This window comes from Nonlabens sp. MIC269 (assembly GCF_001430865.1).
Lineage (GTDB): Bacteria > Bacteroidota > Bacteroidia > Flavobacteriales > Flavobacteriaceae > Nonlabens > Nonlabens tegetincola.
In genome coordinates this window covers 433,031-450,452 of record NZ_CP011373.1, presented here as the reverse complement: position 1 = coordinate 450,452, position 17,422 = coordinate 433,031, and the positions used below count along the sequence as shown (strand labels likewise).

The window sequence follows — 17,422 nt, the reverse complement described above, 5'->3', positions numbered from 1 at the left end:
AGTCTGATAATAAAAAAAACGACCGCTTTTAAGCAGTCGTTTTCATTTATTAATTCTAAGAGGGATTCTATTGAACGGCTTGTAAGGCGTCAATATTACCGTAACCATAACTAGAATTGCGGTTAGGGTAGAAGTGAGCACTTTGTTTGAGTTTGTTGAGCACTTGAGTTTTTGTCCATGATGGGTTTTTACTCCAAACTAGTGCTGCAATTCCTGCTGTAGTAGCTGTCGCTACACTTGAACCGCCTACGTATTTTTGTTGACCTGTATTAAAGCCTAAAACAGGAACAGTTCTATTGCTATTACTAGCACGCTGCATGGTTACTGTAAAATCAATTTTAGAACCACTGTGGCATACATCACAACGGTTGTAGCCGTTATCTTTTATACCAGTTACTGCAACTGTCTCACTCATAGAAGCAGGAAAAATTACCCCATACCAATTGGTAAAAGATGTTGAAGTTCCACCTGCAGCAAAAATTAATTTCCCACGACTATTAGCATAACGTACTGCATCTTTAATATTACCGATACTCCAAACATAACCTATACTCATAGATATGATTTTAACATCACTACGGTTACCTAGAGTTCTTAACGCCTCACTTACACCTTTGCGCTCGTGGTAGTCATTAAGTACTACGTCTTCTGTACTGCGGTAAACGACAAGATTAGAATTATAAGCCACTCCTACTGGTAACTTATCATTATTTCTAGGAGCAGCGGCAACGCTAGCCATTTGAGATCCATGTCCACAACGATCATTTGGCCCGTCTACATTATTACTCCACCACCAGGAAGAGTCTATGAAGTTACCGTATCGTTGTACATTTCTACCAGTCGAAGCTCCATCATTAAATCCAGCGTTCATTAAATAGTTATTTGGAGTAAGACCTGTGTCAATCACAGCCAGAGTTACACCAGATCCTGTGCTGTAGTTCCAAGCATCGTCAATGTTGTGAATATTGAAATTCCATGGCATTCTTGCTCCTGGACTTATGTTTGTATAATCAGCGGTATTGATGTTGTCAGGACTTTGGTTGCATCCGCTATTCGATTTTTGTTCTCCTGCCATTTCATAGGAGTAACCTATAGGATCTATATATCTAATGCCTTGTAAATTTTGAAGCGCTTGAATGGTTTCAATTCTAGTAATGGATACTTCCAATTGATAGAAAAAATCGTGATCATCAATAAGTACTTCCTTTTCAGTTAAGGATTCTTTATCTGCAACTATTTCTAGGATTTGATTTTTAAGGTCGTTAATTTCATTGCTTTTGGTTTCAGCAAAGTAATCATCATCGGTTCCATACCCTATATTAAGCATCATGTCTCCATTCACAGCTGCACTCCATAGAATTTGGGCAGGAGCGTTTGTCCAATCCACATCACCTGTTTCTTGAAGTTGTTGATCTACGTATTTGTTGATTTGTTCAGGAGAAAGCAATTCCTTTTGTTGGGAGCTGTCGCTATTATTACCTTCGGTTAAATCATCACTACAAGAGTAGAGAATAAATACAGCTATCGCTGCGGTTAAGAGTTTTTTCATGGTTAAAATTTTAAGGGTGATTAAAAATAGGAAGGTTTTATCTATAAATCACGCTTGCTTTTCAAATAATTAGATGTAGTTATTTAATAATTGTTAACATGTTCATAATTGTCAATAAAAACAATCAACAAATCACATATGTTAAAAAATTAACATTTCGATCTCTTTATGTTAGATAATCCTTGAACGTACCTCTTGTTCGCTTTAAAGATTGTGCTTATTGTTAGAAGGTTAGTTTTACATTTTGTTAATTAAACGGTATAAAAAAAGCCACCTGGAAAGGTGGCTTTTAATTGTTAATAGTTTTCTATTATTATTCGACTGGCAGCAGCTCTAATTCGAAAATCAAATCTGAATTAGCAGGAATTGGACCACGGGCTTGATCACCATAAGCCAATTCTGAAGGAATGAAGGCTACAATTTTTTCCCCGTAACTCATACTAGCTATGGCATTTCTAAAACCAGAAACCAATTGCATTTTTTGAGGATCAAATGCCATTTGAATAGGCTTGTAAAAACCACCACGATCTTTACCTGGATTGTAAGCATTAAACTTTAAGGCATACTCTTTATCACTACTGTCAAACATTCTTCCGTTTGTTAGAAAGCCTGAATATGGAATTAAAACAGGTGTTCCTACTTCAGGTTTTGTTCCATTACCTTCTTTAACCACGTAAACTTTTACGTCGCTATTAGGTAATTTTTTTGCCTTCTTTTTAAGAGCTGTAAATTCTTTTTCTTTTTCTTCAATTAATTTAGGAGCGTTTTTAGCAAGTTCTGCTATTCTTTCTTGCTCTTTACGAGCTTCCTACATACGTTGCTGCTCTTTGTCTTTTGAAGTTTGGATATAATCGGCAATAATTTTTGAAGCATCAAATTTTTTAGCCTCTTTACCTTTTCTTATGATTTTAACAGAGTTGATTACCATATCAGTATTCGGTTTGTCACGGAACCCAGTTGGAGTGGTAGCAATAGAATCTACGACTTCTAATCCTTTGACAACCTTTCCAAATACGTTGTAGTTACCATCTAAACTAGGAGTAGGTTTGTGCATGATGAAAAATTGACTTCCATTAGTATTAGGTCCTGCATTTGCCATTGACATAATTCCTTTGGCATCATGTTTAAGTGTATCTACAATTTCCTGATCAAATTTATATCCTACGCTACCACTTCCAGTTCCGGTAGGATCACCTCCTTGGATCATGAAGTTTTCAATAACTCTATGAAAGATTAGACCATTGTAAAAAGGTTTACCTTTAAGTGAGTCTATTACTGCCGGATGATCACCTTCGGCAAGAGCGACAAAGTTTGCTACTGTTGCAGGAGTAGCGTCATGATAAAGCTTTGCAAACATGGTACCTTTAGTGGTGTTTATTTCTGCATATATTCCATCTTCTACTTCTGGATAATCATCATCACACGATGCTGCCATTAATATTAATGATAAAGCAACTAATACTACTTTTAATTTTTTCATTTACTGTTTAATTATTTAATTGTTGGGTATTTGAAATTCAATTTTGTTGTTAGAATCGTTTACGTCAATAAGTTTGATATGACTTTTAAAAGGAATATTTGTTCCTATTTTATTCTCATCACCATAATAACCATAGGCTGTGTAAGATGGGAAATAAGCAATCATAGAATCTCCTTTTTGCATTAATTTTAAAGCTTCTCTCATTCCCGTAAAAACACCATACTCTTGTTCCAGAGATTTAGTGATTGGTGATAATTCTTGAGTAGAGTAGATGGTATCGCCATTAAGAGCCAAGACATTATACTCAAAAGTGACCTTATCACCGAATTTAGGTGTAGGAGCATTGTTTTCACTTTTCTTAAACAAGCGGTAGTAAAAACCATTTTGAGAACGTAACATTGAATCGGCATTGTTTTTAATGGCCTTTTCAATAAGCATTTCTTCTTGCTCTGCTAGTTCTTTATTTCTTTCAATCGAAGATTTTAAATAAGAACTGCTTGATTTTGTTTTTGCTTTACGAGGTATCGTCTCGTTGAAACAGCTGCTTAATGTTAGACTAATTAAACTAAATAGCAGTATGTACCAGTTCTTCTTCATATTGTGGCAAGATACTAATTAATTTATCGACTGTAGCCTTCATATCTAGATCTGATTTTCCTCCAGCGGCATTTAAATGTCCACCGCCATTCCAGTGTTTTCGCGCAAGCGTATTAACATCAAAATTTCCCTTGGAACGCAATGAAGTTTTAATAATACCTTCATCAGCTTTTTGTATAAATATTTGAGCAAAAACTACATCCTTTAAACTTAATGCATAGTTTACAAATCCTTCAGTATCACCTTTCTTAAATCCATTGTCATCTAGTTCCTGTTGAGTAAGAGTAATAAAGGCTGTACGATAATTACTCAAAACGGTCATGTTATTGAGTGCAACACCTAATAATTTAAGCCTGCTTACCGAGTTTGCATCGTAAATATTGCGATTAATAGATTCAGCATCGGCACCTTTATCAACGAGTGCTGCCGCTACTCTAAGTGTAGTTGATGTTGTCGATCTATACTTAAAACTTCCTGTGTCAGTCAAAATGCCTGTATACATACTAGCAGCCATTGATGGCGTTATATACTCTACATGATCCATCATTTCAAAAAAGTGAAACATCATCTGGCAGGTACTGCTCATGCCAGTATCACTATACATATAGGTAGCATATGGATCAGGTTGCTGGTGATGATCAATCATGACAAAGCTAGCTGTTGATTCTTCAAGAATTGTTTGCATTTCACCAGTTCGATGTAGGGCATTATGATCCAAGCTAAAAATGAGATCGGCTTCCTTTATTATGGAATCGGCAAGTTTAGAATCTTTTTCATAATTAATGATCTGTTCTGTATGTGCCATCCATTTTAGAAAATCTGGAAAGTCATTGGGTGAAATCATATGGACTTGATGATTCAACTGTATCAAGTATTCATATAGCGAGGTTATCGAACCTATTGCGTCGCCGTCAGGTCCTTTATGAGGTACTATGACAATCTTTTTGGGATGTGATAACTCTTTCTTAAGCGCTGTAATTTGTTGCTCGTTCATAGCGCAAATATAAACAGTGTTGCTAGATGAGCGTAAATGACGGTCACATTAGTTTTTGTCTCAATTATTAGGGTATACGTTTAAAAATGCACTACTTTTGCAGCGCATTTAAAAAAGCAAAAATGGCAACAAATAGAACATTTACCATGATTAAGCCAGATGCCGTAGAAGATGGGCATATAGGCGCTATACTTGAAAAAATTACAGCAAGCGGTTTTAGAATCGTAGCTATGAAACTTACTCAAATGACTAAAGCAGATGCTGAGGAGTTTTATGCAATCCACAGTGAGCGTCCATTCTTTGGAGAGCTTGTTGAATTTATGACGCGCGGTCCTATCGTGGCTGCTGTTCTTGAAAAGGATAATGCTGTTGCTGATTTCCGTACGTTAATTGGTGCTACTAATCCTGCTGAAGCTGCAGATGGAACCATTAGAAAAATGTTTGCTAAAAGTGTAGGTGAAAACGCTGTACATGGATCTGATAGCGATGAGAATGCTGCTATTGAAAGCGCTTTCCATTTCTCAGGTCGTGAGATGTTTTAATTAACATTGAACACATATAATAAAATCCACTTTGTAAAAAGTGGATTTTTTTTGTTTTTAAGAGTACGCTTTCGCGAAAGCGTAATTACGAACCAACGTATTTTAAAATAGCGGTTCCTCTTTTTGGGCAGTTATAAGTGCGGCTACACGATTAATCTTGATGCGCATGCGCTCAAAGAATTGTGCTCTATCTTTTTCTCCAGAATGTACCAGTAGTTTTGAACTTTTCATTTGTTGTTCAAAGAAATTAGCTAGTCGGTCACAGGTAGGTTTGTGTTCTACCTTGAGATAGGTAAGAACGGTAAAAGGTGTAAAGAATACGCGTTCATTTTTGGTTTGAACCATAATCGTATTACTCATGGTAAGTAAATCGCTGGTATATAATTGATAACTTGCGGTAGAGTCGTTATTATCGATGGCTTGAGAAATACATTGCTTTTCAACATGGTCAATAATACCGTGTAAATCCTTGCAAATTAATAAAGCATGTTTTTCGTCTAGTCTACCAGTTTCAAAATAATACAATATTTGCTGTAGAGAGCCATTTATAGTATTATCATTCCAAAATTCTGTAATATTTATGTAATCGTAGGTACTGCCTAACTCATGGGCAGCCTTAAATAAACTACTAGGACAACGATCTAGAAACTCTGTAAAGGTCAACTTTGCCATAGAACCATTCTCGTTCAAAAATTTTAACCATACATAACACTTGTACTTTGTGATATAGGAATCTTTTAATGTGTAAAATAAAGGAATATCCTTAGCAGAATAGGTAATACTAGCGCTTTTGAGTTTTACAAGCTCCTGAATATTAGATAAGGAAATCTTAAAGTAGCTTTCTAGATCTTCAATGGTAGCTATGTGAGGAGAAACTTGCGTAAGAATACTATTTTGTTCACCGACCTCAAATAGTTTATTTAAGGATAAACGGTAATGTTTTGCTAGTGTAACAGCCTCGTTCAGGCTTAATTTGCTCATTCCATTAACACGCCTGTATGCTGCATCATAATTAATATCAAGAATACCTGATATTTCATCCATGAGATTTTTGTGTTCAGGAATTAACTGCTTGATTTTTCTAAAAAGTTGTTCTTGCATGGTTTAAAAGTACATCTTAGAACTAAATCCTATTTGTATTTTTTACAAAAAGCGTAAATCTTTATTTGCGTTTTGTGAATAATCTAGATAGTACTAATTGAATATCTAACCTTTTTAAGAATCTTTCTTTTTAGAAAAGTAGTTATCGTAATAATATTTAATCAACTCACTAACAATTAAAATTATAAGGAAGAACAGTACTTCAGTTACCCAATTTTCAAAGACAAAACGCTCTATTTGAAAATTAATGTCTGCTCCATAGAATAAACTCCCGAAGATAAGTGCTAAAAGAAAAGATATAGTTAACACTACTCTATTCATTATCTGTTTTTCAAATATTCATAAACTTTAGGTAAAGGTAGTCCCATGACATTATAATAACAACCTTCTAACTTTTCAATCCCTGTGTATCCTATCCAATCTTGAATTCCATAAGATCCAGCCCGATCGTAAGGTTTGTAAGTATGAACATAGTATTCAATTTCTTCTTTACTTAATTTTTTAAAATAAACACTAGTGCAGTCGTAGATAGTATCTTGCCTTTGAGTACTCGTAAAACATACTGAAGTAAAAACCTTGTGTTTTTTGCCACTCATTGCAGTGAGCATTTCAATGGCATGTTCAGTAGTTCTAGGTTTACCTAATGCTTGGTTGTCTAACCATACAATAGTATCACTCGTGATCAATAAATCCTTTTCTTGTAAAATTCCGTTAAATGCCGAAGCCTTTAATTGCGCGAGGAAATTTGTGATTTGTTCCTCTTTCAAAGCTTTGTCGTAGATCTCTTCTACAGGTCTAGTTTGTATGACAAAATCAAGGTCTAGTCCTTTAAGTAGCTCTTGTCTTCTAGGTGATTGAGAGGCAAGAATGATATTGGTGTCTAGGTATTTTTCTTTAAGCATTTTTTACAAATTGTAATTAAGATATACAGCTATTAGACCGATTACAAGAACTACTTTCATGATAGTGCTTAGGGTAGTCAACTCTTTTCTGGCTGTTGTTGACCACAATCTAATTGATACATACATAAGTGGTCCCATAAGACCAAAAACGATCAAGTAAATCATGCACTCTTGATTTATGAAAACAGTAACTACCGAGGTTCCTAATCCTAAAACCACAAGTAAGCTAATTGCAGCGGCAATTTTAGAAGCCCTAGATCTTCCTAAAAGAATGGGTAAACTATTGCGACCAGCTACTTTATCGCCACTCACATCCACACAATCTTTAATCATTTCCCTAATTAAATTTAGTACAAAAGCTATACTTGCTATCCATACTAATTGCTGCATGACCGCAACAAATAGTGCACGATTCTCTTCATTGATTACAGGAAACAGATCAAAAATTCCTGTTATCACAACAACTAATCCCACCATAAAGGATATTAGAATATTACCAACCAGCACCATTTTTTTTACCTGATTGGCATACGAGTATAATAGAAATGCAACAATTATGAATATAGAAGCTAGTATAGGTTTACCAATTCTATTGGCAAGTATAAAACCGCTTATTACTGCTATAACCGTGAGAATTACATAAAATGAAAAGGCATTTTTTTCATTGATATGTTTTTTGACAATTATTTTGTTCGGTTTATTAATCTTGTCGGTAGTCACATCCATAATATCATTGATTACGTTACCACCAGCAACTAGCATCGCAGTTGAAACAATTAGAAGAATAGCATTTGTTAAATCAAGAGCGGTACCAGTCACCATCGTGTCGATAACACCATAAATAATAATACATTGACATAATATTGTAATGACTACATTAAGAGGTCTGGTAAGTAGAAAGTAATATTTCAAAATAGCTTATAACAATGATATTATGAAGATACAGCTTGAACAGCTTGTGTAGCATTCCATTTTCCTTGAACCTTCATTACTTGTTCAATGACATCACGCACACAGCTGTCACCGCCGTTACGATGTGATATGTAGTTGCAAATTGATTTAACTTCTTGAATGGCATCTTGTGGACAAGTAGCCACGCCTGCGTATTCAAGTGCTGGCAGATCTGGCATGTCATCACCCATATAAAGTATCTCTTCTGGTGTTAAATTATGTTTTGCAACATATTCTCGCATTTGCACCATTTTATCACTGGCGTTTAGAAAAACATCTTCAACGCCTAATCCCATTAATCTGGATTTAACACCATCATTGCGACCACCAGTAATAATACAAACCTTATAACCGTTATTGAGAGCAGTTTTAATAGCATATCCGTCTCGTGCATTCATGGTTCTTAATAACTCACCACTTTCAGAAATAAGCAGTCTTCCGTCCGTAAGTACACCATCAACATCTAGGATAAAGGTTGTTACATCGTTCAATAATTCTTTATAATTCTTCATACATTTTTTTAATAGATTCTGTAATGGCTAGATACATTTTATGATCCTTTTCTGCCAGTAATTTTAAATGTGTTTCAACTGTTTCTTTATCTCCACGTTTAGCAGGTCCAGTTTGTAAATCTTTCGCCGGTTGATCAATTGTTTTTAAATAAGTTTCTTGACGCAACGCGTTGAGTAGGTCACTGGGAATATCATATTTATTCATGATTTCTTCTGCCTTAGCATAGCAATGGTTTACAAAGTTGTTAGTGTATACAGCTGCTACATGTAAATATTTACGTTGGTCCGAATTTAAGTAATTACGCTTTCGCGAAAGCGTGCTAGCCACCGTTTCTAGTATTTCCTTACTTTCATCATTGTTGTATTCCAAGCAAATGGGTATTTCATTGAAATTAACATCTCGTTGTTTAGAAAAACTTTGCGGCATATAAAAAACCCCATAGTTACTGTGTTTCTTGAGTACATTCATAGAGACACTGCCTGAAGTGTGTGCAATGGTAGCGTGACTACTAAGCATGCGTGACACGTTTTTTATAGTATCATCTGGAGTAGCAATAAATAGGATATCACACTCTGGTATTGTGTGTAAATCTGTATATAATTTAGAACTTAAATGAGGTTCTTTTTTTCCAGTACGATTGTAATAACCTACAAGTTTAACTGTTTGTTTTTGAGTGTTTAAAGCGTTTTGTTCAAGTGCTTTACACAAGTGCAATCCTAAGTTTCCAGTTCCTATTACAAAAACACGTATCATAAGCGTAAAAATAAGCACTCTTCATCGACTCACAAACTATGGCAGGTCGGCTTTTGTGAAGTATCTTTGCGGCCGGTAAAATATTCCTGATTTTACCCTTAAAAATTGACTATGAAAGACAAATTGATAGCTTTTTTCTTCAGTACCCGTACTATGGCAGTTCTTATGATAGGATTTGCAGCTGCGATGGCTTTTGGAACCTTTATTGAAAACAGTTACGATACACCTACATCAAAGATTTGGGTCTATAATACTTGGTGGTTTTCCTTGATAATGTTGTGGTTGATGGCAAACTTTATTTATAATATTAAGCGCTATCAATTGCTACAATGGAAAAAATGGGCTGTGTTATTACTTCATATCTCTTGGGTACTCATAATAATAGGGGCAGGAATTACCAGATATATTTCTTATGAAGGTATGATGTTGATTCGTGAAGGAGAAACCGAAAAATTCTTTTTCAGCGAGAGTACTTACTTCAGTGCTATTATCCAAGGAAAAAGTCCAGATGGTCAAGATATCCAACGTACTGTAGATGAAAAGGTCCTCATATCACCTTATGATTATGATATAGAAACCTCGTTTGAATACTTTAATGATAAAGTTACGGTGACTATCGATAGTTTACTATACGATGCTGTTGAAGGACTGGTGCCAGTTGAAGAAGGTACTGGTGATAGATACTTAACTGTAGTAGAAGCAGGTAGTGGTTCTCGTCACGATCATCTAATCAAGGATGGTGAGAAAAGTAGTATACACGGTGTACTTTTTGGTGTTAATATAGATCCCGAAATTGCTGCTAAAGAGAAAATTATAAACATCACTGAAAACTGGAATGGTTATACAATTCAAACTCCTTATGAAGGTGAATTTTTAAGAATGGCAGACCAAATGAAAGGAACTGTTATTCAAGATAGTATTCAACCATTACAATTAAGATCTTTATATACCACAGCTGGTTTGCAATTTGTGATACCTAATGGAATTACTGAAGGTAGACCAGGAATTGTTCAAGCAAGTCCACCTACTAAAGCAAAAGCCTACGGCTTGTTTGTAACTGTATCGGATGGTATTGAAAGTAAGAAAATGGAATTGCTAGGAGGAAAAGGTATGATATCAGATTATGAAAATATTCAATTAGGCGATAAAAATGTGTACCTTAAGTATGGCTCAAAGCAACTTGAATTACCTTTTAGTGTAACTCTGGATGATTTTGTGGCTAACAAGTACCCAGGAACTGAAAACGGATATTCTTCTTTTGAATCTTACGTGACAGTAAACGATGAATCTGGTGCAGTAAAAGAACATATCTATATGAATAACGTTTTAGATAAAGAAGGATATAGATTTTTCCAAGCAGGCTTTGATCCAGACGAATTAGGAACACATTTAAGTGTAAACCATGATTGGTGGGGAACAAATATTACTTATTTGGGGTACTACCTTTTATATATTGGTTTATTAGGATTATTGTTTTCAAAACATACTCGCTTTGCAGAGTTAGGTAGATTGGTGAATAGAGTAGTAAAGCGTAAGGCCAAAATGGCTACTACTATCGTTGTTATTTTGTTTTCTATCTCTGGTGCTATAGCACAAGATAATCATGCCGGTCATGTACATGAAACAAATTCGGTAGCTTCGGATTCATTAGCCTCAGTTACGCAAGAGGCACCGCCTATTGAAGAAGTAAAGATGCCTGTGATACCAAAACAAAAATTAGACAGTATCATAGTTGCTAATATGGTTCCAGAGAAGCAAGCAGAAATGTTTGGTAGATTGGTAGCTCAAGATGATGGTAGAATGAAACCTATCTCTACTTTATCAAGTGAAATTTTAAGAAGACTATCAGAAAAGGAATACTACGAGGCTGAAGTAGGAGACAGCATTGTCAAATTGACACCAGAGCAAACTCTTTTGAGTATGATGCAACTGGGACAATTGTGGTTTGAAGTACCTATCATTAAATTAAAAAGAGGTAACGATTCTATTCGTGACTTATTAGGAATTGATCGTAGTAGAAAGTATGCTAGTGGAACAGATTTCTTCAGACGACCAGATGATACCTTTGGAAGTTACAAATTAAGCAGGTTAGTTGATGAGGCAAACGCTGCTGATATAAAGACTGCGCAGCAGAATAGCATATTAGATCTCAATTTTTCGACGGGTATTTTAAACGAAACACTTTCAGGAAATATCCTTAAAATTTTTCCAGGACAAAATACAGAGAATAACAAATGGTATTCCCCAATCGAAACTGAAAAGGCTAACTATCAGGCAGAACCAGAAAAGGAGTTTGCAAAAAATTTCATTCCTGCATATTTGACATTGCTTAATCAAGGTAAACAAACAGGGAATTATCTAGCAGCAAATGCTGCTCTCAATGGAATGTTTGAATTTCAAAAGCAATTTGGTGGTGATTTGTTGCCAAGTCAGGATAAGATTGAGGCTGAGATTTTTTACAATAAACACGATATTTTCAAAAATCTGTACAAGTGGTATGGTTGGTTTGGATTGTTAATGTTGCTTCTATTGGTGGCAGAGATATTAAAACCAATGAAACAAATCAGATGGAGTATAAATTTTCATCATATAGTTATTATTGGATTATTTCTTGCTCACACAGCTGGATTAGTAGTTAGATGGTATTTAAGTGGTCATGCCCCATGGTCCGATGCTTATGAATCATTGATTTATGTAGCTTGGGCTACAATGGGTATGGGATTGTTATTAAGCCGTAAAAGCCAATTAATTGTTGCAGGAGCAGCTTTTGTAGTTGCTATAATTCTTTGGGTAGCTCAGTTAAATTGGTTAGATCCATCTATTTCCAATTTACAACCGGTATTAGATTCGTATTGGTTAATGATACACGTTGCTGTGATTGTAGGTAGTTACGGCCCATTTGCATTGGGTATGATACTAGGATTGATAGCCTTGATTCTAATGATTGTAACTACTGAAAAGAATAAAAAACGTATTGATTTAAATATTAAAGAGCTTACCTACCTTAACGAAGTAGTTTTGACTATAGGTATAATTATGCTTACAATAGGTAACTTTTTAGGAGGTATGTGGGCAAATGAAAGTTGGGGTAGATACTGGGGTTGGGACCCTAAAGAAACCTGGGCTTTAATTTCTATTTTTATTTATGCCTTTGTTTTACACTTAAGACTCATTCCTGGTCTCAAAGGAAGATGGACTTATAACCTGTGGTCGGTATTGGCCTTCGGTTCCATATTGTTTACATACTTTGGTGTTAACTTCTATTTATCAGGTCTTCATAGTTATGCTAGCGGTGATCAAATCTTATCTTATAAATTTATAGTTACCACACTGGCTGTTGTTTTAGCTATTGGATTTTTAGCAAGGTGGAAAGAAATGAAGCATTTCAAGCGTAAACAACGTGAAATGGAATAATCCCATTTGTACCTCAATTATTATCATGAAAAAACTAAATGCTGCATTTTATCAACAAGATGATGTGGTAGCACTAGCGAGGTACCTAATAGGGACCGAATTAGTTACTGAAATTGATGGCTTAAAAACTTCGGGAATTATAACTGAAACCGAAGCTTATAGAGGCTACGATGATAAGGCTTGTCATGCACATTTGGGTAGATTCACTGAAAGAACCAAAGTAATGTATGAAACAGGTGGCGTTGCCTATGTTTACTTATGTTATGGTATTCATTACCTGTTCAATATTATTACTAATAAAAAACATAACGCCGACGCCATTTTAATAAGAGCCATACAACCTACTTCTGGTCTAGACCACATGCTTAAAAGAAGAAATAAAAGCAAAGTAGAAGCTAGCTTAACAAGTGGACCTGGTAATGTTTCAAAAGCTCTCGGAATATCAAAGTCTCATTACGGTGAGGATCTTCAAGGTTCTCAAATTTACATACTTGATAAAACCAAAACTCTTCCTGTAATACAAAGTGTTAGAATAGGTATAGACTATGCCGGTGAGGACGCACAATTGCCCTGGCGATTTTACTCGGCCGATAATCCCTATGTAAGTAAAAAATTAAAAGCTGATACGCTGTGTCACGAATGATTCTATTAGACTATTGAGAATATCGCAGCACCGTACAGTGCAAACCTCAAAAATCGCAGCAATCCAATGAGTACCCAATTCTTGAATGGGTATTTAAGCATTCCAGCAACTAGGCTAGCCATAGAAAAAGGAAGCGGTAAAAGAGCGCCTACTCCAATTAAAATTCCACCCCATTTGCGTGCCATTAGTAACTGTTTAGCCATTTTCACTTCTAAATATTGATGTACAGATGGAATTTTAAGAGCACGTCTTCCTATAAAATAAGAAGTCATTCCACCCAAGTACGAAAAAAGAGCTAGTAAAAACAAGTTTAATACAGGTGAGCTAGTTTCACCAGCCCAAGCTATGAATAATTCTGGCGGAACTAATCCAAGAATAGTTTCAGAGGCATAAAAGAAAGCAAGAACTCCATAATCAGGTAAATTTTCTACAGCATATTTCAATGCTACAGGAATTTCCATTACAAAAAAGTGAACCAGCAACAAGATAATCACAATAGCGATCACTGGCGGCATTGATTTTTTAATGCTGTCGATCACAAACTCGTAAAATCCAGTGATTTTATAGTACCGGTGAGCACGTTTTGGTTCAAATTTTCTTTTCTTTTTATCTAGCACTTGTTCCATTTTTGATGGCAGGAAAATAAGCCTACAAAAATACGGTGTCTCATTCTATTAATTGTTAAAGAAGACTGAATTAAAAAGAAACTAAAATTCCATCATCATCAAGCTAGATAAACCTTTTAAATGCCCTATTTTTGCAAATCTCAAAAAAATAGCATTGTATGAATTCCCCAGAAAATAGCACTGAAATTAAATCCCTTTACGATTATCAAGAACGTGATTTAGCGGCTATTTTTGATAGAATAAACAATAAACCAGATGACTATAACATGGTTTATCAGCTACCTACTGGTGGTGGTAAAACGGTGGTCTTTTCTGAAATCGTACGTCGATATCTAGAGCAAAAAAATAAGAAAGTTGTGATCCTTACACACCGTATAGAATTGTGTAAGCAAACAAGCAAGATGTTAAAAGGTTTTGGCGTAAGAAATAAAGTGATCAACTCAAAAGTCAAGGATCTTAATGATCAAAAAGACTACGATTGCTTTGTAGCGATGGTAGAAACTTTAAATAACAGAATTCAAGATGATAAACTTCTCCTTGAAGATATTGGGCTGGTCATCATTGACGAGGCGCATTACAATAGTTTCCGTAAGTTGTTTAAGTACTTTGAACATTGTTTTATGCTAGGTGTTACGGCAACTCCTTTAAGCTCTAACTTCAAATTGCCAATGAAGGATAATTACAAGGAGCTTATTGTTGGTGATAGTATTTCAACGCTAGTAGAAAAAGGCTTTTTAGCACAAGCTGTGACTCATACATATGATGTCGGATTGAGTGGATTAACTATTGGTATGAATGGAGATTATACGGTTAAATCCAGTGAGGCTCTTTATACTAATGCAACCATGCAGGATAAGTTGTTAACCTCGTATAATGAAATTTGTAAAGGAAAGAAAACACTAATCTTTAATAATGGTATACGTACCAGTCTAGAAGTTGAAGATACTTTTAGAAGAGCTGGTATTGAGATCAGACATTTAGATAATACTAATACAAAAGAGGAGCGACGTGAGATATTAAAATGGTTTAAAGAAAAACCAGATGCCGTCCTTACTTCAGTTAGTATTTTAACTACAGGTTTTGATGAACCTTCTGTAGAATGTATTGTTCTTAATCGTGCTACAAAATCTCTAACTCTATATTTTCAAATGATAGGTCGTGGATCTAGAATATTTGAGAACAAAAAGGAATTTCACATCATCGACTTAGGAAACAACGTCGCCAGATTTGGATTATGGAATGAGCCTATCGACTGGCAACAAATTTTCAGAACACCAGACTTCTACGTTGAAAACATAGTGTCTGATGAGGAAATAGAGCGCAATTTTGTATATAAAATGCCAGATAATGTAAGAGCCGAATTTCCTAATACAACAGACTTTACCTTTGATATAAAAGGAGCTTATAAACGAATCACAAAAGATGGACGTAAGTCCAAAGAGGTACTAGACGAATCTATAGCTCAACACGTACAATGGTGCGTAGAAAATAGTGAAGATGTATTCGACGCACGTATTTTAGCTAGGTTGTTAAAGGATGATATTAAGGATAGAGTAAAACGTTATGCTTACTGTATTATCAATAATACCAACAATTACAAGGAATGGTTAGAAGAGGATTACTACCGTCGTCTGCGTATGGGAATCCAACAAGCCTTTGCCGGTATAGAGGCTTAAAATAGTATAGGTGATTAGGTTGTGAATTACGCTTTCGCGAAAGCGTACTCTCTACAAGCACCACTAGATAGGTAAGTATTTTTATGGAATAATTAGGAGCAATGCACCGCTATAGGTTGTAATTTACCCATTATGAAAATGAAAATATACAATCTTGTTGCAATAGCTATTTTTTCTGGTTTAATGATTTCATGTGTTTCATCACGAGGAATTAATTTTAAAAAACAAGCTAGAACAAGTAATAGTTCAGTACCACTAGTTAACGAGATAAATCACCAACAATGGGATGATTTAATAAAAAAACATGTTCGTGAAGAAGGACTGGTGGATTATAAAGGATTTCAAAAAGATAGTGCTTTATTGTCCGAGTATTTAACATACCTATCAGAAAATGAGCCTTCTGAAAAATGGAGTTACGAGGAACAACTAGCGTATTTCATAAATCTTTATAATGCGAGCACGGTACACCTGATAGTAAAAAATTACCCTATTAAAAGTATTAAAGATGTAGAGGCTACCATATCTCCGTTTTTGAAAAAATTTATTCAAATAGGTGATGAAAAACTGTCTCTAGCCGATGTAGAAAAGGGAATCCTGCAGAAAATGAATGAGCCTAGAATTCATTTTGCTATCAACTGTGCATCTTATTCTTGCCCCAAGTTAATGAGAGAAGCTTATACAGCAAAGAACGTGGGTTCTTTAATGGAGCAGGCGACAACGGAGTTTATTAACTCTGATAAAAACGAGATAACAAGTGATAGAGCAAGAATCTCTGAAATATTTAAATGGTATAAGAAGGATTTTTTAAAACAAGCTAATTCTATAGACGAATACATTAATCAATACTCTAAAGTTAAAATTCAACCGACTACCGAGATTAATTATTTAGAATATGATTGGAGACTTAATGAAGTAGGTGTCAATTAACAAATATTACTCAATAATTACACGACCAGTATACAATTCTTCTACGTTTAAAACAGGTGGCTCTTCGGTTAGAATTAAATTTCCTGTACTCAGTAAGGAGCCTGTCACTTGTTGTTTTGCTTGAAGAAATATATCGTTAGTACCTCTATGGTAGACCTGAGCTGTTTGCACCTCTAGGTTTCTACCTTCAAACCTCGAGTCTCCTAAAAGAAATTTTAGATCGAGTTCATTCACAGTCCCATTTAAAAAGAAATTACTCAGACCATTTGTTTCTATAGAAAGCTTATCTACATTAATATCGAGATCAAAGTCGCCGCTAATATGAAAAGCATCCTCTTCTTCGGTATCCTCACATAGCAAGGTAAGTTCGTTCAAATTAAGAGTGCCTGAACTTTTCACAGCAAGGCCAGAACTGTTTCTTAAAACTTGAAGATCAGGTAAGGTTACGTATACTTTAGTTACTCCATATTCCCGTGCCAGGTTACAACTATTATTGTTTTTGATGGATAGGGTAGCATCGGCTACTGTAATATCAATATCATTTACAAGATTTTCACCAGTTTCTAGTATTACTTCATAAGGTCCTTGTGATACAATAAGCTGGCTACGTTCATAAACTATAATTTTATTGAAACCTGTAACATCATAATCAATTTGTACTAGGTCACCCGATGTTTGCACACAGTCATTAGCATTCTCTGAATCACAAGAGAAAAGAATCACGACAAAAAGGAAAAAGAATGCTTTTTTCATA

Annotated in this window: 17 protein-coding genes; 5 read left to right on the top strand and 12 right to left on the bottom strand. The window is 35.1% G+C overall.

The features are described 5' to 3' along the window. Positions 1–67: 67 nt before the first annotated feature. The 5 genes from AAT17_RS13515 to AAT17_RS02090 all read right to left on the bottom strand — a co-directional run bounded on the left by AAT17_RS13515 (position 68) and on the right by AAT17_RS02090 (position 4,620). On the bottom strand, positions 68–1,549 hold the full coding sequence (locus AAT17_RS13515; RefSeq protein WP_060522750.1) for a S8 family serine peptidase: 1,482 nt from the start codon (positions 1,547–1,549) through the stop codon (positions 68–70). A 313-nt stretch (positions 1,550–1,862) separates the two neighbouring features. Continuing rightward, positions 1,863–2,222 carry an FKBP-type peptidyl-prolyl cis-trans isomerase gene (locus tag AAT17_RS13445; protein ID WP_253279782.1) on the bottom strand — a complete coding sequence of 120 codons (360 nt, stop codon included), beginning with the start codon at positions 2,220–2,222 and terminating at the stop codon, positions 1,863–1,865. Between the two features lie 135 nt (positions 2,223–2,357). Then, positions 2,358–3,029, bottom strand: a complete 672-nt coding sequence (locus AAT17_RS13440; RefSeq protein ID WP_253279781.1) for a peptidylprolyl isomerase — start codon at positions 3,027–3,029, stop codon at positions 2,358–2,360. A 15-nt stretch (positions 3,030–3,044) separates the two neighbouring features. Then, complete coding sequence (gene gldI / locus AAT17_RS02095) at positions 3,045–3,626, bottom strand: gliding motility-associated peptidyl-prolyl isomerase GldI (protein ID WP_060522749.1); 582 nt, start codon at positions 3,624–3,626, stop codon at positions 3,045–3,047. Then, entirely contained in the window at positions 3,595–4,620 is a 1,026-nt protein-coding gene (locus AAT17_RS02090; RefSeq protein WP_060522748.1) for a bifunctional oligoribonuclease/PAP phosphatase NrnA, read from the bottom strand. Before AAT17_RS02090 ends, gldI begins: the two co-directional genes overlap by 32 nt. A 122-nt stretch (positions 4,621–4,742) precedes the next feature. Here AAT17_RS02090 and AAT17_RS02085 point away from each other — a divergent pair, with 122 nt between their 5' ends. Continuing rightward, positions 4,743–5,162, top strand: coding sequence for a nucleoside-diphosphate kinase (locus tag AAT17_RS02085; protein ID WP_060522747.1), 420 nt, complete (start codon positions 4,743–4,745; stop codon positions 5,160–5,162). A 102-nt stretch (positions 5,163–5,264) separates the two neighbouring features. On the opposite strand, the gene AAT17_RS02080 is transcribed toward AAT17_RS02085, so the two are convergent. From AAT17_RS02080 to AAT17_RS02055, 5 genes are all read right to left on the bottom strand, one after another. Further along, entirely contained in the window at positions 5,265–6,263 is a 999-nt protein-coding gene (locus tag AAT17_RS02080) for a hypothetical protein (protein ID WP_060522746.1), read from the bottom strand. 320 nt (positions 6,264–6,583) lie between these two features. Next, positions 6,584–7,165, bottom strand: coding sequence for a Maf family nucleotide pyrophosphatase (locus AAT17_RS02070; protein WP_060522744.1), 582 nt, complete (start codon positions 7,163–7,165; stop codon positions 6,584–6,586). Positions 7,166–7,168: 3 nt separating this feature from the next. After that, a complete protein-coding gene (locus tag AAT17_RS02065) occupies positions 7,169–8,077 on the bottom strand; it encodes a geranylgeranylglycerol-phosphate geranylgeranyltransferase (RefSeq protein ID WP_157539212.1) in 909 nt (302 codons plus the stop codon). Between the two features lie 20 nt (positions 8,078–8,097). Further along, positions 8,098–8,628: an HAD family hydrolase gene (locus tag AAT17_RS02060; protein WP_060522741.1), complete on the bottom strand. Its 531-nt coding sequence runs from the start codon at positions 8,626–8,628 to the stop codon at positions 8,098–8,100. Then, entirely contained in the window at positions 8,615–9,382 is a 768-nt protein-coding gene (locus tag AAT17_RS02055) for a Rossmann-like and DUF2520 domain-containing protein (protein ID WP_060522739.1), read from the bottom strand. The genes AAT17_RS02060 and AAT17_RS02055 overlap by 14 nt, the downstream gene beginning before the upstream one ends. A 111-nt stretch (positions 9,383–9,493) precedes the next feature. Between AAT17_RS02055 and ccsA the strand changes: the two genes are divergently transcribed. Then, positions 9,494–12,796, top strand: a complete 3,303-nt coding sequence (ccsA, locus tag AAT17_RS02050; protein WP_060522737.1) for a cytochrome c biogenesis protein CcsA — start codon at positions 9,494–9,496, stop codon at positions 12,794–12,796. A gap of 25 nt (positions 12,797–12,821) precedes the next feature. Further along, positions 12,822–13,439, top strand: a complete 618-nt coding sequence (locus AAT17_RS02045) for a DNA-3-methyladenine glycosylase (protein ID WP_060522735.1) — start codon at positions 12,822–12,824, stop codon at positions 13,437–13,439. A 5-nt stretch (positions 13,440–13,444) separates the two neighbouring features. On the opposite strand, the gene AAT17_RS02040 is transcribed toward AAT17_RS02045, so the two are convergent. Continuing rightward, positions 13,445–14,065, bottom strand: coding sequence for a YqaA family protein (locus AAT17_RS02040; RefSeq protein WP_060522734.1), 621 nt, complete (start codon positions 14,063–14,065; stop codon positions 13,445–13,447). A 158-nt stretch (positions 14,066–14,223) separates the two neighbouring features. Between AAT17_RS02040 and AAT17_RS02035 the strand changes: the two genes are divergently transcribed. Beyond that, the gene (locus tag AAT17_RS02035; RefSeq protein ID WP_060522732.1) at positions 14,224–15,741 is read left to right on the top strand and encodes a DEAD/DEAH box helicase; all 1,518 of its coding nucleotides are present in this window, start codon (positions 14,224–14,226) and stop codon (positions 15,739–15,741) included. 132 nt (positions 15,742–15,873) lie between these two features. Next, entirely contained in the window at positions 15,874–16,668 is a 795-nt protein-coding gene (locus tag AAT17_RS02030) for a DUF547 domain-containing protein (protein WP_060522730.1), read from the top strand. A 6-nt stretch (positions 16,669–16,674) separates the two neighbouring features. Here the strand turns inward: AAT17_RS02030 and AAT17_RS02025 are convergent, their stop codons facing one another. Then, a complete protein-coding gene (locus AAT17_RS02025) occupies positions 16,675–17,421 on the bottom strand; it encodes a DUF2807 domain-containing protein (RefSeq protein ID WP_060522729.1) in 747 nt (248 codons plus the stop codon). Between the last annotated feature and the right edge of the window lies 1 nt (position 17,422).

Coding starts and splice junctions, on each gene's coding strand:
- AAT17_RS13440 (WP_253279781.1), bottom strand. CDS start 3,029: ATGAAAAAATTAAAAGTAGTATTAGTTGCTTTATCATTAATATTAATG.
- AAT17_RS13515 (WP_060522750.1), bottom strand. CDS start 1,549: ATGAAAAAACTCTTAACCGCAGCGATAGCTGTATTTATTCTCTACTCT.
- AAT17_RS02085 (WP_060522747.1), top strand. CDS start 4,743: ATGGCAACAAATAGAACATTTACCATGATTAAGCCAGATGCCGTAGAA.
- ccsA (WP_060522737.1), top strand. CDS start 9,494: ATGAAAGACAAATTGATAGCTTTTTTCTTCAGTACCCGTACTATGGCA.
- AAT17_RS02070 (WP_060522744.1), bottom strand. CDS start 7,165: ATGCTTAAAGAAAAATACCTAGACACCAATATCATTCTTGCCTCTCAA.
- AAT17_RS02030 (WP_060522730.1), top strand. CDS start 15,874: ATGAAAATGAAAATATACAATCTTGTTGCAATAGCTATTTTTTCTGGT.
- AAT17_RS02090 (WP_060522748.1), bottom strand. CDS start 4,620: ATGAACGAGCAACAAATTACAGCGCTTAAGAAAGAGTTATCACATCCC.
- AAT17_RS02080 (WP_060522746.1), bottom strand. CDS start 6,263: ATGCAAGAACAACTTTTTAGAAAAATCAAGCAGTTAATTCCTGAACAC.
- AAT17_RS02025 (WP_060522729.1), bottom strand. CDS start 17,421: ATGAAAAAAGCATTCTTTTTCCTTTTTGTCGTGATTCTTTTCTCTTGT.
- AAT17_RS02060 (WP_060522741.1), bottom strand. CDS start 8,628: ATGAAGAATTATAAAGAATTATTGAACGATGTAACAACCTTTATCCTA.
- AAT17_RS02055 (WP_060522739.1), bottom strand. CDS start 9,382: ATGATACGTGTTTTTGTAATAGGAACTGGAAACTTAGGATTGCACTTG.
- gldI (WP_060522749.1), bottom strand. CDS start 3,626: ATGAAGAAGAACTGGTACATACTGCTATTTAGTTTAATTAGTCTAACA.
- AAT17_RS02040 (WP_060522734.1), bottom strand. CDS start 14,065: ATGGAACAAGTGCTAGATAAAAAGAAAAGAAAATTTGAACCAAAACGT.
- AAT17_RS02045 (WP_060522735.1), top strand. CDS start 12,822: ATGAAAAAACTAAATGCTGCATTTTATCAACAAGATGATGTGGTAGCA.
- AAT17_RS02035 (WP_060522732.1), top strand. CDS start 14,224: ATGAATTCCCCAGAAAATAGCACTGAAATTAAATCCCTTTACGATTAT.